General features: G+C 41.9%; 27 protein-coding genes. 26 read left to right on the top strand and 1 reads right to left on the bottom strand.

Annotated elements, in window-relative coordinates; genetic code table 11:
- Window positions 1–6: 6 nt before the first annotated feature.
- From WA352_RS07785 to WA352_RS07730, 12 genes are all read left to right on the top strand, one after another.
- Window positions 7–495 (top strand): HNH endonuclease, encoded by a 489-nt coding sequence (locus WA352_RS07785; RefSeq protein ID WP_336141887.1) that lies wholly within the window; start codon window positions 7–9, stop codon window positions 493–495.
- On the top strand, window positions 492–1,460 hold the full coding sequence (locus WA352_RS07780) for a helix-turn-helix domain-containing protein (protein WP_336141886.1): 969 nt from the start codon (window positions 492–494) through the stop codon (window positions 1,458–1,460). The genes WA352_RS07785 and WA352_RS07780 overlap by 4 nt, the downstream gene beginning before the upstream one ends.
- The gene (locus WA352_RS07775; protein ID WP_336141885.1) at window positions 1,453–2,031 is read left to right on the top strand and encodes a hypothetical protein; all 579 of its coding nucleotides are present in this window, start codon (window positions 1,453–1,455) and stop codon (window positions 2,029–2,031) included. Before WA352_RS07780 ends, WA352_RS07775 begins: the two co-directional genes overlap by 8 nt.
- A complete protein-coding gene (locus tag WA352_RS07770; RefSeq protein WP_336141884.1) occupies window positions 2,028–2,423 on the top strand; it encodes a DUF1064 domain-containing protein in 396 nt (131 codons plus the stop codon). The genes WA352_RS07775 and WA352_RS07770 overlap by 4 nt, the downstream gene beginning before the upstream one ends.
- 23 nt (window positions 2,424–2,446) lie before the next feature.
- A complete protein-coding gene (locus WA352_RS07765) occupies window positions 2,447–2,905 on the top strand; it encodes a hypothetical protein (RefSeq protein ID WP_151803707.1) in 459 nt (152 codons plus the stop codon).
- Window positions 2,902–3,234, top strand: coding sequence for a hypothetical protein (locus WA352_RS07760; RefSeq protein ID WP_336141880.1), 333 nt, complete (start codon window positions 2,902–2,904; stop codon window positions 3,232–3,234). Before WA352_RS07765 ends, WA352_RS07760 begins: the two co-directional genes overlap by 4 nt.
- Window positions 3,235–3,292: 58 nt before the next feature.
- Entirely contained in the window at window positions 3,293–3,946 is a 654-nt protein-coding gene (locus WA352_RS07755; RefSeq protein ID WP_174498774.1) for a hypothetical protein, read from the top strand.
- 101 nt (window positions 3,947–4,047) lie between these two features.
- Window positions 4,048–5,712, top strand: coding sequence for a terminase (locus WA352_RS07750; RefSeq protein ID WP_336141874.1), 1,665 nt, complete (start codon window positions 4,048–4,050; stop codon window positions 5,710–5,712).
- Between the two features lie 9 nt (window positions 5,713–5,721).
- Window positions 5,722–8,025 carry a portal protein gene (locus tag WA352_RS07745; protein ID WP_336141871.1) on the top strand — a complete coding sequence of 768 codons (2,304 nt, stop codon included), beginning with the start codon at window positions 5,722–5,724 and terminating at the stop codon, window positions 8,023–8,025.
- Window positions 8,026–8,293: 268 nt separating this feature from the next.
- A complete protein-coding gene (locus tag WA352_RS21845; RefSeq protein WP_442892240.1) occupies window positions 8,294–8,677 on the top strand; it encodes a Gp49 family protein in 384 nt (127 codons plus the stop codon).
- 21 nt (window positions 8,678–8,698) lie between these two features.
- The gene (locus tag WA352_RS07735) at window positions 8,699–8,974 is read left to right on the top strand and encodes a hypothetical protein (protein ID WP_336141867.1); all 276 of its coding nucleotides are present in this window, start codon (window positions 8,699–8,701) and stop codon (window positions 8,972–8,974) included.
- A gap of 163 nt (window positions 8,975–9,137) precedes the next feature.
- Window positions 9,138–9,464, top strand: coding sequence for a hypothetical protein (locus WA352_RS07730; RefSeq protein ID WP_336141864.1), 327 nt, complete (start codon window positions 9,138–9,140; stop codon window positions 9,462–9,464).
- 10 nt (window positions 9,465–9,474) lie between these two features.
- On the opposite strand, the gene WA352_RS07725 is transcribed toward WA352_RS07730, so the two are convergent.
- Window positions 9,475–9,699, bottom strand: a complete 225-nt coding sequence (locus tag WA352_RS07725) for a hypothetical protein (protein ID WP_336141863.1) — start codon at window positions 9,697–9,699, stop codon at window positions 9,475–9,477.
- A gap of 105 nt (window positions 9,700–9,804) precedes the next feature.
- Between WA352_RS07725 and WA352_RS07720 the strand changes: the two genes are divergently transcribed.
- The 14 genes from WA352_RS07720 to WA352_RS07655 all read left to right on the top strand — a co-directional run bounded on the left by WA352_RS07720 (window position 9,805) and on the right by WA352_RS07655 (window position 25,539).
- The gene (locus WA352_RS07720) at window positions 9,805–10,833 is read left to right on the top strand and encodes a hypothetical protein (RefSeq protein WP_336141860.1); all 1,029 of its coding nucleotides are present in this window, start codon (window positions 9,805–9,807) and stop codon (window positions 10,831–10,833) included.
- A gap of 26 nt (window positions 10,834–10,859) precedes the next feature.
- A complete protein-coding gene (locus WA352_RS07715; RefSeq protein WP_061517831.1) occupies window positions 10,860–12,149 on the top strand; it encodes a phage capsid family protein in 1,290 nt (429 codons plus the stop codon).
- A 63-nt stretch (window positions 12,150–12,212) separates the two neighbouring features.
- Entirely contained in the window at window positions 12,213–12,686 is a 474-nt protein-coding gene (locus tag WA352_RS07710; RefSeq protein ID WP_010112813.1) for a hypothetical protein, read from the top strand.
- Between the two features lie 71 nt (window positions 12,687–12,757).
- Window positions 12,758–13,651 carry a RyR domain-containing protein gene (locus tag WA352_RS07705; protein ID WP_248130184.1) on the top strand — a complete coding sequence of 298 codons (894 nt, stop codon included), beginning with the start codon at window positions 12,758–12,760 and terminating at the stop codon, window positions 13,649–13,651.
- Entirely contained in the window at window positions 13,651–14,325 is a 675-nt protein-coding gene (locus WA352_RS07700) for a phage adaptor protein (RefSeq protein WP_336141851.1), read from the top strand. The genes WA352_RS07705 and WA352_RS07700 overlap by 1 nt, the downstream gene beginning before the upstream one ends.
- A gap of 93 nt (window positions 14,326–14,418) precedes the next feature.
- Window positions 14,419–14,616, top strand: coding sequence for a hypothetical protein (locus tag WA352_RS07695; protein ID WP_061517827.1), 198 nt, complete (start codon window positions 14,419–14,421; stop codon window positions 14,614–14,616).
- Window positions 14,597–15,004 carry a hypothetical protein gene (locus WA352_RS07690; protein WP_336141846.1) on the top strand — a complete coding sequence of 136 codons (408 nt, stop codon included), beginning with the start codon at window positions 14,597–14,599 and terminating at the stop codon, window positions 15,002–15,004. Before WA352_RS07695 ends, WA352_RS07690 begins: the two co-directional genes overlap by 20 nt.
- A 69-nt stretch (window positions 15,005–15,073) precedes the next feature.
- Window positions 15,074–15,394, top strand: a complete 321-nt coding sequence (locus WA352_RS07685; protein WP_336141845.1) for a hypothetical protein — start codon at window positions 15,074–15,076, stop codon at window positions 15,392–15,394.
- On the top strand, window positions 15,391–16,188 hold the full coding sequence (locus WA352_RS07680; protein WP_336141843.1) for a hypothetical protein: 798 nt from the start codon (window positions 15,391–15,393) through the stop codon (window positions 16,186–16,188). The genes WA352_RS07685 and WA352_RS07680 overlap by 4 nt, the downstream gene beginning before the upstream one ends.
- 11 nt (window positions 16,189–16,199) lie before the next feature.
- Window positions 16,200–19,856: a hypothetical protein gene (locus tag WA352_RS07675; protein ID WP_336141841.1), complete on the top strand. Its 3,657-nt coding sequence runs from the start codon at window positions 16,200–16,202 to the stop codon at window positions 19,854–19,856.
- On the top strand, window positions 19,853–21,025 hold the full coding sequence (locus WA352_RS07670) for a hypothetical protein (RefSeq protein WP_336141838.1): 1,173 nt from the start codon (window positions 19,853–19,855) through the stop codon (window positions 21,023–21,025). The genes WA352_RS07675 and WA352_RS07670 overlap by 4 nt, the downstream gene beginning before the upstream one ends.
- 28 nt (window positions 21,026–21,053) lie before the next feature.
- Complete coding sequence (locus WA352_RS07665) at window positions 21,054–21,638, top strand: hypothetical protein (RefSeq protein ID WP_442892231.1); 585 nt, start codon at window positions 21,054–21,056, stop codon at window positions 21,636–21,638.
- A gap of 3 nt (window positions 21,639–21,641) precedes the next feature.
- A complete protein-coding gene (locus WA352_RS07660) occupies window positions 21,642–24,221 on the top strand; it encodes a hypothetical protein (protein ID WP_336141834.1) in 2,580 nt (859 codons plus the stop codon).
- On the top strand, window positions 24,214–25,539 hold the full coding sequence (locus WA352_RS07655; protein ID WP_336141832.1) for a hypothetical protein: 1,326 nt from the start codon (window positions 24,214–24,216) through the stop codon (window positions 25,537–25,539). Before WA352_RS07660 ends, WA352_RS07655 begins: the two co-directional genes overlap by 8 nt.

Raw genomic sequence — 25,539 nt, 5'->3', positions numbered from 1 at the left:
GGTGGTATGAGCTACGCAATAACTGACCAGATTCGCAAATTAAAAGTGGGTAATCCGACAGCAAAGGCGGTACTTCTTCGCCTTGCTGATTATGCCAATGACTATGGTGAGTGTTTTCCATCAATTTCATTACTTTCTGATGAAACTGAATTTTCAGTACGTGCGATTAAAACAGCTATAGATTTGCTTGAAGAAGTAAAAATTATTCAGGTTGATCGCTCAAATGGTCGCCATAATCGCTACAAAATAACGCCTGAAAGTTTTGATAGTGGAAAAGTTAAACCAGCCACCAGTATTTTGATTAAGCAGAAAATTTCTAAAATATTACGCACTAAAGTATATGAGCGTGATTTATATCGCTGTGTTACATGCGGTACTCATTTGAACCTTACTTGCGACCATATTGTTCCTGAGTCAAAAGGTGGGGCTACCACAATTGAAAATCTGCAAACCATGTGCAAATCGTGTAATTCAACGAAAGGAGTGAGCATATGAGCAGTTTCAACTTTGTTAAAGCTGTACGTCAAATCTCGATGCCACCAACAACCAAGTTAGTTGCAATCACTTTGGCTACATACGCTGATTATGAAACTGGTGAATGTTATCCATCTATTCAAACGCTCATGGACGATACTGGACTATCAAATCGAGCAGTGGGCTTACACATTAAACACATCGAAAATTTAGGAATATTGGTTGTAGATCGTTCAAATGGTCGTCGATCTTATTATCGTTTTGATGTGGAAATTCTTTCAAAAGCAGTGACGCAGGGTCACAGCTCGGATAATGAAAGCAGTGACTCTGATAACAATACCAGTGACTCTGACGACAGTGAACCAGTGACTCTCACGCAACAACCAGTGACTCTGGTGCAAAAAGCAGTGACGCAGGGTCATACTAACTACCAAGAACAACCAATAGAACAACCAATAGAACGTAGTAGTAATACGCATGAGGAAAAAATTTCACAACCGCCAGCTCAATTTGTTCAGTACCACAATTTTGATCTTGCAAAAATCTCAGTGATCGAACTTGGTCAGAAATATTCAACATTGAAATCTGATTTCATCGAATTGTCTAAACCTAGACACCCTGATCTTGATCAACACGATCTTGAAAACTTGTTTGATGAATTTGGAGATTGGTTTGCATCACCGAATGATTACGGTAAGCAATCTTTCAAGACAGCACAGAAGTGGGCTGTAGCGTTTCTGACATGGGTAAACAACAACAAGCATAAACTTATCAACCGAAAGGCGAAAAATAACGTCACTGAGCAATCAGGACGAAATAAGCCTATCCAAACACCATCTGCATACCAAGCTAAACAGGAAAATGTAAATCGTTGGTTGCGTTATGGTCAAAAAGTCCGTGAAGAACAACATCAGGAATCATCATTCATTGATGTGGTACCTGAACCCCCAAAGAACTTTCTGATTGAGGAGGTGGGTCATGCGTGAGTTCACCATTACTGAAGCACGTCGTTTAATTGACAAAATGCGTATTCGTTACGGTAAGAAATTTACAGATTTTTGGGCAGCAGTTGATGAAGCTGATCTTGAACAGGCAATGATTGAGGACTTTTCGGGATTGACATTTCAGCAGTTGGAAAATGGGTATAACCGTATGCGCCATGAACCATGGCCACCATGCATACAGGATTTTAAAATCTGGTGTTTACAAGGTGCACATTGGCTCACTGAAAATGAAGCATGGCAACAAGCATTGGCATACGAGAAATCGAATCAGACCATATCAATCAGTTTGCATGTACTCAAAACCCTTAAAGAATTTAAGAAAGGTTTTGATGAGTTAAACCCTCGTGCTGAATCACAGTCAAAAGCATTCAAGGATATGTACGTCCGTATCGTTTCAAATGCGAAATTGATGGGAGATGTTCAAGCATTCACTGATCCAGTTGGAGCATTAAAAGCACCTAAGGAAGATGAGAGAAGAATCACCACCTGTCCACCTGAATTGATGGCTCAGATGAAGGGTATTAATAAAAATTCTAATGCAGGTAGAGCATGACAAATTATTTATCACAATCTCAAATCAAAAGACTTGTTCACCAACGTGACAACAAGCCTAAGCAACCAAAGTATGGCAATCACAAGGTCGTTGTTGATGGCGAAAAAGTTGCTGATTCACAGCATGAATATCGTCGTTTAAATGATTTAAAGGTCTTACAGCGTGTAGGTGAGATCAAGGATTTACAGACTCAGGTTCGATACAACCTGATACCAGCACAGAAAATTTGTGGTGTGAAAGTACGTGGCACAGATTACATAGCAGACTTTGTTTATTGGACCAAAGATGATCAGTTCATCTGTGAAGATGCAAAAGGTCATAAAACTGCGGATTACATCATCAAACGTAAATTGATGAAGTTAATTCACAATATCGACGTAGTTGAAGTTTAAGAACGATTTAGGGGAGTATGACAATGAAGTCTAACGCTGAAACAATCCTTGAAGCCATTGAGGATTTACATAATCAAGAGCAGATCGTTACTAGAGAAACTTTGTCACAATTGACAGGCTTAAAATTATCTATCGTTGATGATCGTTTAAGCCATCTTGTCGATAGTGGTCAGATTATCCGTGTACAGCGTGGTGTATTCATTCCAGCCCCTAAACATCGTCCATCTCGTATTATGTCCAAGATGGTTTTACCTGATGGTACCGTTAAAATTGAAATTGGTGATGATCAGATTTTGACATTAACGCCACGTGAAGCACGTAACCTTGGCAATCTCATGGTTGCTGAAGCAATGCAATATGCAAATATTGAAATGGGTCATCATATGGCAATACTTCAGAGTGAAGTTTCAGGTCAAGTACGTAAATTATCGAAGCAAGTAGGGGATTTATTGGATATAGGCAAGCAAGGTGAGTTGTTATGAAATCAATGTTAGATCAACTTGTCGGCACCTCAGAACCTGTAACTCGTTTTAATAATTTGACCATAGATAAATTAAAGGAGATGGTTGCTCAAATACAACAACCTAAAGAAAGTGAAGATGATCCTTACGCAATCTTACTTTCACAGGAAAAATTTGAGATGTTAATTAAGTCAAAACATCTTGTAGCCTTTGATAATTCTTCACCTACAGAAAAAGTAGTTCCATTTTTATACGGTTTACCTGTCATTATTCAAAACATTTATGAATATAAAGTCATGACTAGAAAAGAATATAAGGAATTTTATAACAACCTGCTACACCCCCTCTAAGGTTAGACCAAAACCACCCATATACCTGATCATTAAACCAATATGAGGTTTGGTGATCATGGCTGAAAAAAAAGTAATTGATTGGGAAAAGATCGAACTCGATTATCGAGCAGGTATTAAGTCTCTACGTCAAATTGCAGGTGAGCATGATATTGCAGAATCAGGCATTAGACGTAGAGCAAAGCAATACGAATGGGTTCGTGATCTATCTGAAAAAATTAAAGCTAAAGCAGATGACATTGTGCGCAAGGAGAGTGTGCGCAGCAGTGTGCGCACGAAAACGACCATTTCAGAAAAAGACACTATTGATGCCAATGCCAATGAAGTAGCGTCAGTTCGTTTAGCACATCGTAAGGATATTCAACGTTCACGCAAGATTGCTATGAGTCTTTTTGATGAGCTTGAAATGATGGTCGGTCAAGAGAATGTCAAATTGCTGGAAATGTTGGGTGAGCTTATGTGGTCACCTGATGATAAAGGCAATGACAAAGTAAATGACCTTTACATGAAGATCATCTCAATGCCTGGTCGTGTGAAGTCTATGAAAGATTTAAGCGACACACTCAAAACATTGATTGCTTTAGAACGTCAAGCGTTTGGACTTGATGATGAGAACAATAAACCTGTCGATGCACTGACTGCATTACTTGAACGAGTGAGCACTGGAAATAGTTCTGCATTTAAACCAATTGCCGATGATCCTGAATATTAGTGCATGTACGTGAATGGAACGACTAATCACCCACACCAAAACAATTTCATTCACGTACACGCTTCAAAAATGCACCAATGTTGTGCAAAATGGAGTAAAAATTGATTTATAACACTAACTTACAGCCACTACCGACAAATGCCGAGGAGCTTGAACGCTGCTTGGCAGACCCTGTTTGGCGTATTTTTAGTGGCTGTTTATATAAGATTAAAATTAAAGGTGATGACTTTGTAAATGAGTTGGGGCAAGTAGAAGAAGCTCCAACATTTGAATTACCATTCCAGCCTAATGATGCACAGAAGAAATTCTTAAATCGGTTGTGGTACCGCAATATTATTTTAAAAGCACGTCAGTTAGGTTTCACCACATTGATTTGTATTTTATGGCTTGATCACGCTTTATTTAACGCCAATCAGCATTGCGGTGTTATTGCACAGAACCTTGAAACTGTTGGTGATATTTTTAGCGATAAGATTAAATTTGCGTACGATAACTTACCACCTGAAATATTAGAACGCTTTCCACTCAAAACCAATAATGGAACTGAGATGGAGTTCGCCCATAATGGTTCTAAAATTTCAGTGGCCACATCATTCCGTGGCGGTACCATGCACCGCTTACTGATTTCTGAATACGGTAAAATTTGTGCTCAGTCACCAGGTAAAGCGAAAGAAGTTCGTACAGGTTCATTACCAACAGTTCCAACAACAGGTATCTGTGTCATTGAATCTACTGCTGAAGGTCGTGGTGGTGACTTCTTTGATAAGGTTCAGATTGCACAGAAGAACTTTGCTTCACGCAAAAAACTCACGCCAAAAGATTTCAGACTACATTTTTATGGTTGGTGGGAAGAACCTAAGTACCGTATTGACTCAACTGAAGTCATTATTTCTAAAAAAGATCATAATATTTTTGATCACATTGAAATTGTTGTATCCAGAAACTTAGGCAAGAAGATCAAAATTGATCCTGATCAACGTGCTTGGTATGTATCGACACGTGATAATGATCTATCTGGTGATCAAGCTTTGATGTGGCAAGAGTATCCCTCATTTCCTGACGAAGCATTTCAGGTCAGTACAGAAGGGAACTACTACGCAAAAGATATGCTTGAGTTGCGTAAACGTAGTGGTATTGCTCAAATTGAAGTTTTAGATGTACCTACGTGTACGTTTTGGGATATTGGCAACCATGATGGTTGTGCAATTTGGTTTCATCAAATGATGAATCAGCAAGATCGCTTTATTGATTATGAAGAAGATCATTTTCAAGATTTACGTCATTACGTGAAACTGATTAAAGATAAACCTTATATCTATCATACTCATTATTTACCGCACGATGCAGCACATCAAAGGCTTGGCGATTACAACAAGTCAGTATTAGAAATGCTTGAGGAATTATTACCTGGTCATAATTTTGTGGTCATTCCACGTATTACGTTACTCACAACTGGTATTCAACAGACTCGTAGACATTTAAAGAATGCTTGGTTTGATGAAGAACGATGCAAATTGGGTATCGAACGTATTGAAGGCTATAAGAAAAAGTTTAACCAACAAGCCAATATGTTTATTGATCAGCCTGATAAATCCAATGGTTGCTCAGAAGGTGCAGATGCACTTAGACAGTGGGCACAGGCTAAAGATGCAGGGTTGCTTGGTGATTACGTCTATACGGCTAGTCTTACTGGCATGAATCAAGGTACAACACAACAAAATCCACATGGTTATGTCGAAGCACCTCCGACAGATTGGCGTTTATAAGGAAAAGCTATGTTTACTCAAGAAGATACAGCTACAAGTGAGCAGATTAGCGATGATGATGCGCTCAGTCTGGAAGAATTAACGGAGATCATGCACGAAATTGAGGAACAACCTCATTGGCGTCACATCGCAGATAAAGAGATGGATTATGCAGATGGCAATCAATTAGATACAGATTTGCTTAACCGTATGCAACAGATCGGTATTCCACCTGCTGTAGAGGACAGAATTAGTCCAGCTTTATTGTCGATTATGGGTTATGAGCTACAGACTCGTACTGATTGGCGTGTAAAAGCCAATGGTGAAACTGGCGGTGATGATGTTGCCGATGCCTTGAACTACAAGTTAAATCAAGCTGAACGTTTATCTAAAGCTGATAAAGCATGTAGTGATGCTTTTCGTCCTCAAATTTCATGTGGTTTAGGATGGGTTGAGGTAAAGCGTGAGCAAGACCCATTTAAATATCCTTATCGTTGTGTTGTAGTTCATCGTAATGAAATTCATTGGGATATGAAGTCTACAGAACCAGACTTATCTGATGCACGCTGGTTACGCCGTACACGCTGGGTTCATCCTAAACGATTGATGAGTGCTTTCCCTGAACACAAGGAGCTAATCCAAACAGTTGGTCGTTATGGCGGTTCATGGTGGCAGCAACCTGATGTGCTCGATGGTGGAGCAAGTACAGGCTTACAAAACGCTTGGCTTGATGCACGTTCATGGACGATAAGTGAAAACTACTGGTATAACCCGACATCTAAAGAGATAAACGTCACTGAGGTTTGGTACCGTCGTTGGGTGCGTGTACCAGTTTTAAAGTTCAGTGATGGTCGCATCGTTGAGTATGACATCAATAACATGGCTCATGATTTGGCAATTTATCAAGGTGTTGCACGTGTAGAGCAGGCTACCATATCAAAATTGCGTCGTTCATATTGGCTTGGACCACACCTTTTACATGATAGTCCTTCGCCATATTCACACCATTATTTCCCTTATGTACCTTTTTTTGGGTTTCGTGAAGATAATACTGGCATACCGTATGGCTTTGTTCGTGGCATGAAGTACAGTCAAGACAGCATTAACTCTGGTATCTCAAAGTTACGTTGGGGGATGAGTGTTACACGTGTTGAACGTACCAAAGGTGCAGTGGCGATGACAGACGAACAATTACGTCGTCAAGTTGCGCGTCCTGATGCTGATATTGTATTGGATGCAGCACACATGGCTAGACCTGGTGCAAGATTTGATGTTAAACGTGACTATGAATTATCACAGCAACATTTCCAACTGATTAGTGATAATCGTGCTGCTATTGAGCAAGTAAGCAATATTACTTCTGGGTTCCAAGGTAAAAAAGGTAATGCTACTTCGGGTAAACAAGAGCAGATTCAAGTTGAGCAATCCAATCAAACTTTAATGAAGATGATGGATAATTTCCGTGAGGGACGTACCCTCATGGGAGAAATGCTACTATCAATGATCGTTGAGGATATGGGCACTCAGCAGCAGACTATCATTATTGAAGGTGATGCGGTACGTGAGGATCGTACAGTTGTTATCAATAAACCTGAGGTTGATGAACATGGTTATCCTTATGTTAGTAATGATGTTCAACGTACACGCTTGAAAGTTGTACTTGATGATGTTCCAAGTACCAGCACTTTCCGAGAACAACAACTTAATGCCTTGTCTGAGATTGTTAAATCCTTACCTCAAGAGGTTCAAGTTGCAGTATTGCCTTATGTGATGGCCTTGACTGACATTCCATTCAAGAAAGATATTATTGAATCTATTCGCCAAGCTACACAGGCACCGACACCAGAACAAGTTGAGCAACAAATCAAAGAAGCGGTTGATAGAGCACTTGCCGATGCTGGTATTGATCTAAAACGTCGTGAACTTGAGCTCAAGGAACGTAAGGCAGGTAGTGAAATCAAGGAAATTGATGCACGTTCTGTACAAATTGGAGTTCAAGCTGCTTATAGCGCAATGCAGGCTGGAGCACAGGTTGCGCAGATGCCACAAATTGCACCGATTGCTGATGTGGTTATGCAAGGTGCAGGTTATCAGCGTCCTAATCCGATGGGTGATGATCCTAACTTTCCAACCGCAGATCAGACTGCAGTACGTGATGTACGCTCACCATATTTAGAAGGTGAAGGAGCACAGTTAGGAAGTGAAGGACTGGCAGAGGTACAACAGAATACAAGTCCAATGAACCCACCAGTACCACAACAAGGTTCTACAGGAATGCAGGGGATTGAGACTCCACGAACCAATGACAACATGCCCCCTGTAAGGCAAGAGTAATTTTCATTGTTCACAGATACTAAGGCAGTCGAATCGGCTGTCTTTTTTATTGGAATTTATTATGACTGCTCAAATTACTTTACAACTTGATCCAACCACTGACACTACTGGTAATGCTGAACAGGTTGCACGAATGATTGGCGTTAGTGCGTGGCATATTTCAGGTGATTACTTGGTTGTCGAAAATCCATTACTTGATTATCGAGTGACAAATAATGAAACTTATAGCCATAAAACAGATCGTATTCCGAACGGTGCAGTCGTGATTTTGGTTCAGGAAGACCACAAAACGTTAGAACAACAAATTGAGCAAGAAATCCAATCTAAAAACTTAAATGCGCCACGCTTAACGCCTGCTGATATTGATGCCACTATTGTTGACGAATATTACTTTACAGCAGCGCAAGGCGTTGGGAACAATTGTAATGGTTATGATGCTATGGGGTTTCATAGTGTACTTGGTACGCTAACATTTTGCGTATTAGTTCTTAAAAATGGATTTACAGTCACAGGTGAATCAGCGTGCGCAAGTCCTGAAAACTTTGATCCTGAAATTGGCAAAAAGGTTGCTCGTGAAAATGCTCGCAACAAAGTATGGATGCTTGAGGGTTATTTATTGAAAGAAAAATTAAACCATCAAATTAAAATCTAAGAACATTTTGCAAGCCAAGGTGTGGATGCTGGGAAGTTGCAAGACAGCCCTATAGTTTCTGAATTGCCTGAATTAGAAATTAAATATAGTGATGCTGTTAAATCCACCGATCCTACAAATGATAACCAAGCATGTTCCAGTGGTAGTGTTGGTGAGTGCATTCATCGAACTAAACTTTTAAATAATCGTGAAAATGCATACTTGCTTACTCAATTATTGAGCTTACCAAATATCAATAAAGATTTACGCGAAAAAGCTGAAACCAAAATGACTGCATTATTGGATCAATTGATTTAATTATTCATAGACAGCCAACATTTATGATGTTGGCTTTTTGTTTAAAGTCAAAAGGTTATTTAATTAATTTGATATTATTTAAAAGTTGGCTAGGCTGATCCCCGAAAGATGCGTTTACCTACCGCATTTGCCAACACCATTGTAGGTATTGCAGAGGTGCAATATGTATAAAACAGAGATTATAAGTAAGTTTGGTGGTATTAATAAGTTAAAAGATGCTATTAAAACAAAGTCACTTGATGATGTTTATTGTTGGGAGGATGGCAAGTGGTACACGCAAAGATACTGGAGCGATATTGCTAGTAAAAATCTCGCAGGTGAAACATTATTAGACTTAATGACAGGAATTCCATTGGATGCCACTCATTTTTCTGGTCCGCTTTTCTTTAAAAAGGATGAAAAAGGTAATGTCTATGAGTGGGTGCCAAAGCCCAAAAAATGGCTATATGTAGGATGGCATCCTAATTCAAGTATTAAACCACTCGATTGAGTGGTTTTTATTATTTCATTGGCCATCTGATAGCATGATTCCCATTATCGCAATCATGGCTCACACATTCACCTTTATGATTGACCTGAATTACACCACAACCTTCACAAATAACATTTGCTAGATAGTTAGGTTTACATTCATTGATAAACCCATTACTCATTCCATATTGTTTGGAACATTGAGCACAATATTCTGCCATTAATCCTACCCCCTGTAAGGCTAACGACATCATATCTAAATCCTAGACACTTGTCTCATGTTGAGCAATCAACAGCTAAACGCTAGATAACTCTAGCCATTCGCCTTTGCGGTCACAGCGATAAGTGATAGGACAGACATGGATATTACAGAGCAACAAAATGAGTTGATTGAAGCTAACGGTGGTAAAGCATCACCTGAACTTGCAGCGCAGCTTTTAGAGCAAGCGTTAAATGGCGATACCGCAACTGCGGAAAATGGTAGTCAGCCAGCAACTACCCAAGTTACAGAGGAAAACACCCCAAAAGTTGAAGGTCAAGACGGTACGCAACAACCAGCTGATACACAACAGCAACAACAGGTCGATGAAAGCCAGTTAAATGCTGTGATCTTAGCGAAAGACGGAAAACATACCATTCCCTATGACAAGTTAGTGGAAGCACGTAACGGTGAAAAGGAATGGAAGCAAAAGTTTGATGAAGCTCAACAACAGTTGGCACAACTTCAAGCTGATGCACAGGAACGTAAAGATAACGGACAGGCTCCAACTACACAGGACAACCAAGCAAATATCGCACAACAAGCGATTGATCAGGGTGTAGACCCTGCAATCTTTGGGGATTTTAGCGAGAAAGATTTGGCTGCTGGTATTCAGAAACTTGTTAATTCACAGGTTTCAACTTTGGTGCAACAGCAATTACAAACTGCTTTAGCTCCAATTCAGCAACAACAGCAGGTCAGTGTAGAGCAAGCTCATTTTAACGAAATCTTTACAGCACACCCAGATGCAGAATCTATTGTTGAATCGAAAGAATTTAATGATTGGAAGAATGCACAACCAAGTTTTCTGAAAGATGCGTATGAAACAGTTTTGGATAAAGGTTCAGCTGCTCAGGTGGTAGAACTTCTAGGATTGTATAAGTCGAATACCCAATCAGGTCAACAAGCTGCTCAACCTGCCAATGATGCAGTAAAGGCAGTAGCGCTAAAAGCTGTGAGTCAGGCTCAAACACCACCACCGAACAGTCTGAGTGATTTGCCTGCTGGTAGTCCTGCTGGTGTTTCTCGTGATGAGCGTTTGGCAGCAATGTCGCCAGCGCAACTTGCAGAGGAAATGCAAGGATGGACACCCGACCAAGTGGAGCAATTTCTCAATAGACGTGTTTAAACATACGTGATGAGAGTATTTGAAACATGACTACTAAAACTAACGCAAGTTATGGCGATAAGACCAATTTAGTTACCCAAGCGGTAGGTCTGTTCGCTACACACATGAATCGTAACAGCACCTTAAACCTATTGGCTGGGAAAATGCCTAAGGGCGAAGCAGGTGCGGAAGCGACTCTCCGTAAACAAACCACATCCCATATGCCTATTGTTCGTGTTCAGGACTTAGGAAAAGGGCGTGGTGATGAAGTGACATTCCACTTACTAAATCCAGTCGGTGCATATCCAATTATGGGTAGTGCGTATGCTGAAGGTCGTGGTGTGGGGATGTCTTTGAATGAAGATCGCCTACGTGTGAACCAAGCTCGTTTCCCTGTTGATTTGGGTAACGTGATGTCACAGATTCGTAGCCCAGCTGATTTACGCAAACTTGGTCGTCCAGTCGCTCAGAACTTGATGGATCGCTATTGTGATCAGTCATTACTTGTGCATATGGCTGGTGCACGTGGTTCTCATAACAACATTGAATGGGTTATTCCTAAAGATAATCATAAAAACTTCAATGAAATCATGGTAAACCGTGTTAAAGCACCAACTAAAAACCGTCACTATGTTGTTGATGGTTCTGGTGTACAGAGCGTTAAAAGCAATGCAGGTGAGTTTGATATTGCAACAACTGATCTATTTACAATGGATTCAGTTGATTCAATGAAAACTGTTCTGGATCAAATTGCTTTACCACCACCTATTTGTAAGTTTGAAGGTGATGTTGCTGCGGAAGATTCACCATTACGTGTATGGCTTGTATCGCCAGCACAGTACAACAAATTTGCTGCCCAACCAGGTTTCCGTTCTTTCCAATCATCTGCATTTGCGCGAGCAAGTCAGGCAAAACAACATCCGCTTTTCTTAGGTGATGTGGGTTTATGGAACGGATTTATTATCCGAAAAATGCCACGTCCGATTCGTTTCTATGCAGGTGACACAATTAAATATTGTGCTTCGTATGACAGTGAAGCTGAATCAGATTTAATCGTACCATCAAGTTTTGGTAGCACTTTCGCTGTTGACCGTTCAATTATTTTGGGTGGACAAGCAATTGCGGAAGCAATGGCTGCAAGTGATAAGTCTGGTGTGCCTTTCTTCTGGTCTGAAAAAGACCTTGATCATGGCGATAAATGGGAATTATTGATCGGTGCCATTCGTGGTACATCAAAAATCCGTTTCGCTGTTGATACTGGTGAGCGTACAGAATTTACCGACTATGGTGTAACTGTTGTTGATACCGCTGTGCCAATCATTGGTGCTAATCAGTAATTGTTTTGGGTATGTCCAGTTATGGGCATACCTCATCTTATTCTAATCCTTGGAGATTTTAAAATGGCGACAATTAAGAAGAAGCCTAGTGGTTATGGTCAGTTTGGTGGATTCTCACCATATGGCAATGTTACAGCGTTAGCATTTTTTCTTGCCACGAATGCTTCAGGTGCCGTAATTGATTCAGATACAACTGTTGCAGTAGCAAGTGGTGATGTTATCGATTTAGGTGAACTACCAGAAGGTATGCGCCTTGATGATGCTCAAATCCTGATTAAAACAGGTATGACAGCCACCGTTACAGGTTCACTTGGCTTTAAATATGTTGATGGTGATAGTACAGAAGTACCACAAGATGCAGCATATTTTATCAATGCTGGTGATCTTGCAACGGCAGGTCGATTACGTGCTAATACAGGTAAATTGGTAACCTTGCCTAAGGCTGCACGATTGATTTTAACCACTGGTGGTGCAGCGAATGCCAAGGCAAGCGACATCAAGGTTATTGTCAGCGGTGAATTGACAGGTCCTCGTTAATGTTTTGATGGTGTAGGTTTTAGACAGACCTACACCATTCTTTTTATTTTTTAACTTATTACGGTGATAAGATGAAAACGATTGCAATAGCGATGATGTGTCATGCGATTAATGCTGCATATTGCCAATCAATGGGTGATGATAGTCAACCTACTTGGGATGACACACCAGAATCACATAAACAAAGTTTGATTGCTGGCGTTGAAATGCATTTGGCAAATCCTGATGCCACACCTGAACAGTCTCATGAGTCTTGGTATAAGGTCAAAGAAGCTGAGGGCTGGAAGTATGGTGAAGTAAAAGATATGGAGAAAAAAGAACATCCATGTTTTTTACCTTATGAAGAATTACCAGATGAACAAAAGGCAAAGGATTATTTATTCCGTACAACGGTGCATTTGGTTAAGCACTTGCCTGATCCTGAAGATTACTTGGCATTGAGTGCGGAAGTTGTGAATCTACGCCAAAAGGTTGAGCATCAAAAGAATGTCGCAATTAATACAGCGACAATCACCCCAACCAATGTTGTTCAAAAATCTGCTGGTGTATCAATTCAGTATATTGGAAATAAATCTCTATATACCGACCACTTATACGAATCAGCTTTAACCTTTGAACAAGGTCAAGTGCGATCAATTCCAAGTGATTTGGCAACCAAGTTTTTAAAACATCCTGAGTTTACTCGTTATGAGGGTGAGCCTGAATCCATTTCTGGTGAATCTACTGAGCAAGGCTTAGATGATGATACGTCAAGTATTCTCAATCGCTCTAAAGAAAAACAGCAAGAAGAAATTGATAAAGAAAATCAGGTTCTTGATGAAATTGAAACAATTGGAAAAATGACAAAGGCTGGCTTGGTTCAATATGCTTTAGAAAAGTATGAGCAGAAACTTAGCCCACAAAAAAATCTTGATGAATTAAAAGAATCAGTTACTCAAATGATTCATCAATATGGGGTTGTGTAATGCAGCTAAATGACCTGATCAGCCGTTTTCGTACACTGGCCAACGATAAAGTAGAACCATATTTTATTGATGATGCCAGTGTCATTGATTGGCTTAATGATGCCGTAAGTGAAGCGTGTATCCGTGGTCGTTTATTGCATGAATCCCAAAACAATGATGTTTGTAAGATTAATATATTGATTGGTTCATCTCGTTATCAGTTACATGAATCGTTATACGAATTGACTCGAGTGTGGTTCCAGCCGAGTGATGGAACAAAAGGGCAATACTTGACTTTAATGTCAGCTGAATTACTCGATCATTATTATGATGTTGAGAATTGGCGAGTGAAACAGGGTAAACCTGAACACATTGTTCAGGATGATACAGGTATTCGCCTTGTTCCAATTCCTGATGTAGATGGTGAATTACAATTAGAAGGCTATCGTGTGCCATTGTTACCAATGGAAAATGATACCGATGTTCCAGAAATTAACCAAATTCACCATGTTCAATTGATTCAGTGGGTTCTACACCAAGCGTTTAAGGTACCAGATGCAGAATTCTTTGATCCAAATCGGTCAGCATTAGCAGAACAGGAATTTACAGACTATTTCGGTATTCGTCCTGATAGTGATTTGCGACGCATTACTCGTGAGGATATACCGCATAACGTTATTCCATTCATGCCATGACTTGCTTGTGATATAAGCACCCCTGTAAGGCTAAAGCTTTTCAGGGGTTTTTTACATAATGATCTTACTTATTTTATTTAATCATGCACAAAGATGGGCAAACGTACAATTGATTTAAAGACCGAAGATACGCTTTACATTGGCGGTGCCAAAGTTCAATTGATCAAAAAATCAGGACAATTGGCTCGAATTTGTGTTGAAGCAGATAATCACATTGAAATTAAACATGAGCGCATGAGTGCTTCCGATTCAGCTACGGAGACTCAAGCACATGGCAAACACACTCTATGACTTTGCACGTCAGCGTTTTTTAGAAGCACAGATTAACTGGATGACTGACACAATTAAAGTGATCCTGGTGGATAACGGTGCCTATACACCACAAACAGGTGTACACCAATACTTGTCGGATATTCCGACTTCTGCGCGTATTGCAGGTCCGGTCACACTTACATCAAAAGCTACGACAGGTGGCGCATCTGATGCAGCCGATGTGACCTTTACCTCTGTTACTGGCGCATCGATTGAATCTATCATCATTTATGCGGACACCGGTGTTGAAGCTACCAGTCCATTGATTGCCTATATTGATACTGCGACAGGTCTACCGATCACACCGAACGGTGGTGACATCATTGTGACCTGGGATAACGGAACAAATAAAATCTTCAAGGTGTAATTACCTGAATTTCTTATCCGTTGATAGCCTCATGTTTTATGGGGCTGAACCCATATAAAGGTGATGCTCATGGCGACAAGTGAAGAAGTAAAACAACCGACTGCGGAAAAACCACCAACCCAAGGCGTTGGTGTAAGTGGATTTCAGGCAGACGTTTATGCCGCAGATGAAAAAAAGATTGATTGGCCACACTTGATGGCACAACCAAAATTCCAGATGTACTGTGTCGAACTCAGCCGCCGTCACCATGGCGAAGTGGAGTTGTGGATCGGTGGCTTTGTGAAAGACAAGTTGATGGAAGGTGAGCGAGTTTTCTTTGATCAGTATTGCACCTGGCATGATGCGAAAGGTTATTGGAAGAACGAAGATTATTACGGGAATTTATTATGACAACTGAGTCTGGCATCCGACTTGAGTTTGCACAATTCGGTCACTTCGATTCCTTTGATGTGATCCGTTCCATGGTTAGTATGGCTTCGGTTGCTGATGAGGATTTACCTTCACCCATCGCCAGTGGATTAAAGACCATGTACTACGTGGATGCTGACGTGGTTGAAGGTTTGACCTATTATTACCGAGTACGTGTATGGCGTGGTGCGACGAGCTTTGTGAGTGATGAGGTTTCGGTAAAAACTCAATTGTTAGACATGCTCAACAATATTAGCCTCAAAATAGGGTCTAGTTCTGTCAGTGATATTGGTTTTGATCAATATATTTGGACACAACCTGTCGGTGCAATTTACTCAGAAGGTCTTGAGCTTGATTTAATATCAGCAACATCGGGAATGATTGCAGATAAAGTTTTTGATTTTACCTTGCCTTGGGTGTTTAAGTGTGAATTTAAGGTTCCGATAACGAGCAGTCTTGGATATCTTGAGTTATTAAGGAATTCCGGCGACTGGCGTTCAGGTAGTTTGCAAATTAGTTTTGGTAACACGCTAAATGGAGATTCGTATAATAAAATTTTTGTAGGTATATATGGTGCAGGTAGTTTGGCAACACCTGTGTTGGCCAGAAATACATATCATACGCTACAGGTGAACTATCTTGGTAGTCGGCAGTTTAGGGTGTTTATCAATGATGTTGAGGTGCTGTACGGCACACATAAAGCGACACATGTGGCGGGTATCCCACGAGTGGGGCGTGGCTTTTCGCTTAGAAAATTAACCTTACGCAGAGTTTAGTCGAGAGAAAGATGAGCGACAATTTTGAGCACGATAAACCGTATTCGCTCACAGCGCATTATTTAAAAGACGCTGAACCATCACAACTGACGGTTTCTTACGATCTACATGCGACATTTTTAGGTGTTCCTGATACTGAACTACCTGTTACACAGTACATTAATGGATTGTCATTTTTAAACGAAGAATTTGGGATTGGCAATCTTGTATTCACTCAGCATGTTCGTACAGCTGGTTTTGGCTCACTCAATATCCCGAACCCAAAAATACACAACCTGACACAATCAATACGGGCAACAGGTTTAAACGCATCGCTATTTGGCACAGCACAACTTAAAAATAAGAATCAAACAAGCGGTGCCGCAGGTTTTAATGCTTCACTGTATGGTCGCCCAACGATCTATAACTTACGTCAATACCTTCGCTTCGGTGGGATGCACACGGCTGTATTTGGTACAGCGTATATGCAAGGTGGGGTTAAGTATGTTCGTGCAACAGGTTTTAATGTTTTAGCATTCCCAACACCGAAAGCGATCAACACACGTGCAGATCAGTATGTTGACTTGCGCTCACCATCACGAGGTATTGCGCCACCTACAATAGATCGTCCAAATGTATCACCACGTATCCTGTACCCAATGGGTATTTTACCCGGTGCATTCGGTACAGCCTGTGTACAGCGTAATCCATCTCCAAAAGGTTTTACTACCGATAGTTATGGTAACGCCTGGATATCGCATAGCCCACGATATTTAACACCATTTAAGGTTGAAGCATTCCTTTCTGGATATGCCAAAGTATTTGATCCGAAGCAGCGTATTTATCACGAAGGAAGTCCACATACCCCAGGTGGTATTTTTGGTGATATTGCGATCAAAAATACACGTCGCATTGTCAATGTTCCAGGGAGTGATCAATCTCTTTATGGTGACTGGTCAGAGATTCGTTCCAACCTGAGTACAGCCGGTGTGCAATCTTTTGATGCCAATATTTTTGGTACCACGGAGATCCGCAATAAAACACCTTCGGTTATTCCTGGTGCATGGGATAGTGCCACGTTTGGTAACACTTTTATTAGTGAGCGTATTCGTCGGATCAATGCACGTGGCATCGACTGGCCAGAATCACAGCGATTCGGCAAGCATGTTATAACCAAGCCGCCAGAAATTAAACCTTCCGGCTTTAACGCAATGCGTTTTGGTGAGCCGTGGATCAGCAACAAGACACGCGAAATTCCGCCACCTGGCATGAATACCTTGCGCTTTAGTGAGCCGTTAGTCTGGTTCCGCTATCGCCATCTTTCGGCTACTGGTATTGGCATCCCTGGATTTGCACAACCTAAAGTCGAGCATGGATTGCGTTTCATACTTGGTCGGGGTGATTCGCATCTGCGTTTTGGCTCACCGACTGTATGGTTCAAGGTTAGAAAGTTAATACCGTCCAGTATATACCGTGAATTTGAAAGCAAACATTTGATCGGTGGAACACAGTTTATTAAACCTTCTGGCTATGTTGCTTCATTATTTGGTGAGCGTATCGTTCCTGAAAATCAGGGCATATATGGCACAGGGTTTAATGCACAAGGATTTCCCGAGAACCATAGATTTGAACTGCATACACGTTGGGTACGTGCAACAGGCTTTCTGACATTCGGAACCCAAACTTCGGACCGTTACGGTACAGCAAGAGCCTGGAACAAACGCCAGTATATTCAGCACAACTACGATTCAGGGGATGGCTTGAATCCTGGCGAGTTTGGTCAGTGGACTGCCATTGCTAATCGCAACCGTGTTATTGGTACGCAAGGGTTCACAGCCACACGTTATGGCTACAGTGCTATTAATAACAATGCTCGTCTGTTAAAGCCAGAAGCTATGTTGATGACAGTCTTTGGTAAACCAATGATTGCAGATCGTGTGCGTTATTTACGTCTGGAAGGTATGGAACCCCATTATATCTCTGGATGGGGGCGTGTGCATAACTCAGCGTTTGTGATTGCACCGGTGTCCGGAAGGCATGATCAATGGGGTAATGCTGCCATGGTGAATACGCGCAGACAATACCGATGGGTTGGGGCATTTGATTCAATGGTATTTGGTCAGCCGATGATTGCTTTCCGTATCCGTAAATTATCCCTGGAAAGCCGATATAGTATTTATCAGCCCTCCATGCCTTTACCTAAAATTGATCTGCATACACGCTATATCGAGCCGGTAGGACCAGAACTGGAAGCCTTTGGTGGTCCATCCTTATATATCAAGTGGAACACCTTTACCCCACGATGGACACACCGCGATTATTTTGGTGAGCCACGTGTACACAATGTCACACCTGAGTTAAAACAACGAGGTAATGTCACAGAAGAAATGGGTAAGCCTAGCATCCGTTTGCATAAACAATACCTACCGGTAGATGGTTACGGCTCCGAGCTTTGGGGTAAGACAATTATCGCTTTCCGTAATCGGTCCATGAAAGTGAACGGCAATAACTACATGGCGTTTGGTCTGCATCGTGTCGTGAAAACCGGTGCGCCACCCTATAGCTTGCAAACAATTACTTTAGATTGGACTGGTGAAGATGCGCGGCCGGAAGATTTTGAAGGACAGGGTATTGGGGTGCCACGTGACCAAGTATCTAATCCAAGCTTAAAAACCAATGTGATTTTTGCGAGTGGTTTTGTAGCAACACAAATGGGGGGCCATCACACCCAATCAAACGGCATTCTGGTTGAGCCGGGGATACAGCAGTTTGCGATTGGTGATCACTCGGTAGGCTTAAAAAACCGCACAGTTGCGGTTGCCGCTATACCACCAAATACGGAAGTTGGACGGCCACGATTAAATCCACATACCATATATGCAGTGATGGAAGCACCGGCACAAGCAATCCAAAACCATTACAGGCATGGCCGTTTACATTACGTCAACAGTGATGGTGGTAACAGACAACCAGGTGAGGTATTTGGTTGGACTACTATCACCCTACGTCATCGCACAGTGAGTATGTTTGGGATAAATCAATCCGCTGTAGCACGCCCAACAGTCGCCCTAAAAAGACGCTACATCCAACCAAATGGTATTCAGTCGTTCCGCATGGGATGGCATTTCTTATCTGATGGTTCGCCACGTGAGCTTCAGCAATTCGATAGCAGTAATAATGCTTTATACGGACGACCCACAGTAACATCGCCTTATTTTGGACCGCGCTATATTCGTCCTGGTGGATTTAATGCCGTTGCATTTGGTAATAACTGGGTAGAGCATTTCCACCGTACCGTTAAAGCAAATGGATTTAATGCCCTAGCTATGGGTGCAGGACGATCAGGCGATACACCATATAAGCCACAAGGCTTATGGATAGGGCCACAAATGCCTACGATTCCTAAAGGCTTTGCATCCGAGCTGTTTGGTACTACTTGGATCAGCAATAAGGTACGTGATATTTCGGCTGATGGTTTTGATAGCCTGAGTAATGATTGGGATATTTCAAACTTTGGCCAACGCTTAAAGGTCGCTAAGGTTAAGCGACCAGTCATTATTGAACAAAAAGAAGTAACACCATTGTCATTTAGTCATACGGCTTATGGTGTACCTAACATACGCTTAAAGGTCCACTATATTCGACCGGATGGCAACTCTGACCAATACAGGAAAGGTGGACCAACATGAAACGATTAACACCCTTACGTGGCATGGATAATGTTTCTGATGATGAAAGCATGTCAAGTTTTGGCAAAACACCTTTTGTTAAACTTCGAGATGCTGTGAACGTCAATATCACCTCTGCCGGGCGCATGGAATTACGCGACACCGGTGCAGTTGTGACTGAAACACCATATAAGAACTTATGGCAAAGCCCATTACACGGTGACACCTTTGGCACCCTAAATGGCGAACTGGTAAAAATAGATACTTCTGATTGGTCGCACCTTGCTTTGAATATTCAAGTGCAAGGTGCTGTGAATTACCTGGTTGTTAATAATTTCATTGTGATCTCGGATGCAACAGCACTCTATAAATACGATGGTTTGAGTGTGGAGAAGTTGACCATTGGTACGCCACCAACACCGATGCTTAATGCTGTAGATGGCTCCTTGTCTGAAGGTACTTATAACCTAGCAATCTCATGGTCCAAAAATGGCCGTGAATCTGCCTTGTCCAATATAGTGACGTTTGAAGGTGAAGGCGGCATTCATCTGGTACTGCCGTACAACTACAGCGGTGATGCTGACCGGGTAACGATTTACATGACAGAACGAAACGGATCTGAATTGTTGAAGGTGATTGCACTGCCTGTTATTACTGCAACATTCACCGTCACCAATGATAAGGACCTGACACGTGCCGCACAGTTTCAAAACCTGTCACCTATGCGCACCGGTAAGTTTTTAAAGCTCTGGCGTGGTCGGTTGCTAACCGCAGATAAAAACCTTTTACTTTTCTCCCAGGCGTTAAACTTTCATTTATGTGATGAGCGTTATGACTTTATTGCTTTACCGCAACGTGTGACCTTTGTGGAACCGGTTGAATCCGGTATTTGGGTTGGTCAATCTAATAGTGTGGTTTTTTTAAGTGGTTCCGATGTTAGAGATTTGCGCCTGGTTCAGACTGGTGCAAAGGCTCCGGTGCCTGGTACGGCTTTACGTGTCAATAGTGATTTGCTTGGGGAATTATCTGCAGGTTTAGAATCGGTATTGTGGTTGGCTGAAAATGGTTACTGCATTGGTACACCATCTGGAAATCTGGTTGAAGTACATGCCAACACTTTGAAAGGCATCACCGCAAAAGGTGGACAGTCTGTAAGGTTTGATGATCGGATTGTCACTGTTCTACAGTAAAGACTGGTTTAACTATCCGGTCATGACAATGGAAAATTTAAATAAAGACGCACTGTTAGGTGCATTAGCGCGTGGTGAATATAGCGAAGATGGCAATCAAATCACCTTTAATAAGCTCGGTGGCATCAGTTTTAAGGGTGAATACTTTGATCGTGTCAATGGTGGTGAATGGCAGCGCAATGAAAACCTGGTGGTCAATGAAGGGATTTCCCATATCCTAAATGTAGCCTTGGGTGCAAAAGCAAAAACCGCAAAATACTTCCTGGCACTATTTGGTGGTGCTACTGCACCGGCTCCAACCTGGACAGCAGCCAATTTTGCAGCAGTAGCCAGTGAAATTGTCAGCGGTACCGAAGGCTATACCAATGCCACACGTCCTGAATGGGTGCCAGTAGACACCAATGGTAATTCGATTGACAACATGGCAGCTGCAGCACAACTGACTATTGCAACGTCAGGAACATTAACGGTGACTGGTGCTGCACTACTGACCAACTCAACCAAAGGCGGTACAACCGGTACGCTTATTTCTGCAAGCAAGTATGCGGTAGCGCGTACCTTCCAGAATGGTGATATTTACGAAATCGGTTATCGATTAAGCGCGACGGTGTAAAACATGACTGGCCCTATTCCTTATGGGCTGCATGTAATCAGCGGTGAACTCACTGATAAGGATACGGACCGTATCATTTCAGAGATTCACCGCTTTCTTAGTTTTAAGGACGCAGCCCAACTCGAAAACTTAAAACAGGTCTATGATTTACCCTATGGTGGGTACTTCATTGTGCAGCACGTCGGCGGTGTATTTAAGGTTTTGGCAGACAAGCAAGAACCGGAAAAGTTCAAGTTCATCAATGATGGATTGGTCAAAACATTTATCCCGATGTTTTTTAGTGGTGTGATTGAAAAGGCCACCGTTCGCCAAGGTGAAAAAGTCAAAATCAAACTCACTGAGCAATGTCGTGGTCGCCTGGAAGCACAGCTTGAGCGCAATATTGCCAAAGAACTTGAACTGGAACGCTTTACCATTGAGCAAAGCTATAGATTCCCTGAATTTATGATTCAGGGTGAAAGTGTGTTTAAACGCACTCAATACCTGGCACATAACCCAGGTTGGTATAGCGGTACTATGGCCAAGCTGCATCAGTTTGTAGGCGGTTATGGAATACAGGAATTTGAATCCCTGCCTGATGATGCCATTGAACGTGTGCAAATGAAATTACCAGAAAAGTTACTGCTTGAATTTCAGGATAAATATCGTGATGTACGTTTGCCTGGCTACAGTGGGCTACCAGATAAGCGTGGCGAATTTCAGTATGACTACAAATGGTCCAAGACCCATGCGGTAGCTTTTGACAATGAACATAAGCCGTGGCTGATCCAGGTCAGTAGTAAAGTATATGCAATGCCATTACCGATCATCCCGATTACTGCAGATCCTAAGTTTCACCAGTATGTTCAAGAGGAATTGGGTGATCCTGAGTTGTTAGAGGTTTTGGAAACCTTTGGTGCATTTCCATCGGGTGAATGCTTTCCAGAAAAATCTGACGAATTTCAGCAATGGCTTCGTGCCGGTGTGATTATTGAAATCTGTGATACTGCAGATTTCCTTTCGCATACAGCCATGTTTACTGCGTGTGGTTGGTCATTCAATAACACTGGCCGGATTGGTTATAACACCGGCTTTAGATATAACGAAAAAGGCATCATTGAGTGCACAACTTTTAGAATGCAACTGGACCTGCAGTCCACAGACAAACACTATGGCACCGACAAGGTTAACGTGGGTAGTAGTGATTTGACGGACGCACAACGCTCGGACCTGGGCCGATACCTGGCTAATCTTATGGCCAGTCTGCCTGCTGAAAACAACCTATCCCGAGCTATACGCTACAAGATTCGACATATCCCACAATCCGAAATCCTGGCACGTGCTGCAAATATCTCAAATGATATGGGTGCGGAAGTGAATTATTGGGATAACTATGTCTGTGAGCCCATTGCCATGCACAAGGGTAAGGTGATCAAACTGTACAACGGTAAACTTTACCACCATGCCAAGCCCAATCTGCAGCCACAAATTAAGCTTCCAGACATGATGATGGGCTTCTGTTATTCGTTTGACTTTAGCCCTTTGGACACGAATGCACCGGCTGCGGAATGTGACACCATCATGTATGCCTATTTTGATGATGATACATTGAAGGTCGTTAAATATTTCTATTCACCCAGGGATTTTTCCAAGCAGGTCGATACGGATTATGAACAGTGTATGACGGTAGGATCCTGGCACCGCACCGAAACCACTGGCAAGACCAAAATTTCAGGGCATTTTTATCTGACTGATATAGATGATCGGGATGAAATCTCACCAACGGTAACGCATACCACGATTAAAGGAGTGGATAAAGGGTATGACACCCAACCGCATTTCTCCTTTACCCATTTCTATTCCATGCAAGGGGAGTTATGGCGAAACCGGTATTTTACCCATCTCACCAAAACGGAAACGATCCGGGATAAAAATATAGAACTGGCTGTTCTGGTGCCGATGTTTAACCGCAATTGCGTAGTTCATGCCAACCGTGTAACAGGTGGCAATAAAACCAATACCGAATCTCTTGAGCTTAAATATGTGCAGGATCCGTACACCTATAAATACTGGACCTATGATGCAGTATTTGCCTGGAACACACCGTTAAGCAAACAGACTGGAAAGCCCTATCCCAAAAATGGCAACCCGGTATGGGTGGAAATTCAGAACTACACACCATTAACCTGTTCTGATTTTGCGGATCAAGGTCCATGGATTCCTACCATGCCTACAGACTATGGATGGCTGATTCATCCTGATAATAACGAGTGGCTGCAGTCTGGTGGTGGTGGACCTCCAAAGGTTAGGGAATATTCCAATACAGTTACGACACCTATTGAAACTACCGGGAATCTAAATTGGGTGGTCAATGATCTGATCATCACAATATTAACCAAGCCACCGCAAAACCACTACTTTCTCCCTTCACCAGACCAGTACGGTTTAACCATGCAACGTGCAGGCAGTAAGGTTTTTCTTGGACAGGTGACTTATGCCAATATTAACGAAACCAATGATGCCGGTGCCTGGAAATATACCGGGTATTCAAACCTGGCCAACCATAACCGGGTCAACCACTTTATCGGAGTGATCAATGAGTAACTATCGGGATGATACTCAGGAAACGATTGTGCTTTCATCCGATGCTTTCGGAAAAGTTACATCAGGGGATGTAGAGAATTTTGGCTTTACCACCACGATCCTGAGCAAGATTCGCCACAATGTAGAAGAAATCATCCAGTTAGCCGATGCTGATTTGTCACGTCGTATCGGACGATTAGATACTGAACTCGGTTTTGCTGACCAGGTGTTTCATGCTGTTCGTAAATTTCAACTGATTGAAGAAACCTTTATCCTGGCTGACCATAGTTTTGTGAAACAATCTGAACTAATCACTGAGGATCTTGGCCTTGGAGAAGTGGAGCAAGTTAGCTATAAGGTTATGCACATCGAGCCGTTTAAAGTAGCCGATGCACATTTCACCTATAAAACTGCACTCCAAAGTATCAGTGATCGGCTGAAATTAAGCGATAGCCTACATGCCCTGTCACGTTCCAGTGATCTGATTGAAGAAAGCCTGGTCCTGTCAGATAGCACACGTGACAAATTAAAAACCCTGATTGTTGAAACTTTAGGACTTGGTCATCAGGTTGAACAACATAACCTTGTCCATAGCCAGGTATCAGAAAGTTTTAAACTGCATGACCATGCTGTAAGAATTGTCAGTGACACGATTGAAGATACGATCCGGTTTGGTGATGAGTTTCAAAAATTATCCGATACGGTTGAACTGGTGGTTGAAAGCCTGGTGTTTTCAGATCAGGTATCGGGGCATCGGAAAGTACGAAGCCTGGCAGAATCCAGTTTAAGTTTTTCAGAATCCATTGAAGGCATTAAACGTGCTTCATCTAGTGTGAGTGAGTTGTTATTCCTGGATGATGAATACCACGATGGTAGAGAAATTATCGGAGCATGGACCGCAACGGCCGATGGTTGGAACATGAGCCGCTACTATGATTTCCCTTATGAAGAATTGATTGTGATTGATGGCCGGCTTTATGGTGTGACAGATACCGGTATTAAAGAACTTAAACAAGGTGCCAGTATAGTCGCTGCACAGATCAAGACAGCAAGATTAGATCTAGGAGATGGTGGCTTAGTCCATCCAGAAAGCATGATCCTGGAATATAGCCTGGAGGGTAATTTATCCATTGATGTGGTTACCACACAAAGCGGATATCTTCAGAAATTTAATTATGTTCTACAAAAAGAACCAAGCGAATATTTAACCAATGGCCGTGTGGTCTTTGGTCGCGGTTTACGTGGCAGACACTTTGAATTTGCAGTCAATATCGAGGGATCTACAGCCTACATTAACGACATGGTTGTGAACATCACTAAAACAAAACGGAGAATTTAA

The organism is Acinetobacter sp. 102 (genome assembly GCF_037028485.1).
GTDB classification, from domain to species: domain Bacteria; phylum Pseudomonadota; class Gammaproteobacteria; order Pseudomonadales; family Moraxellaceae; genus Acinetobacter; species Acinetobacter higginsii.
This window is presented reverse-complemented; position numbering and strand designations above follow the sequence as displayed.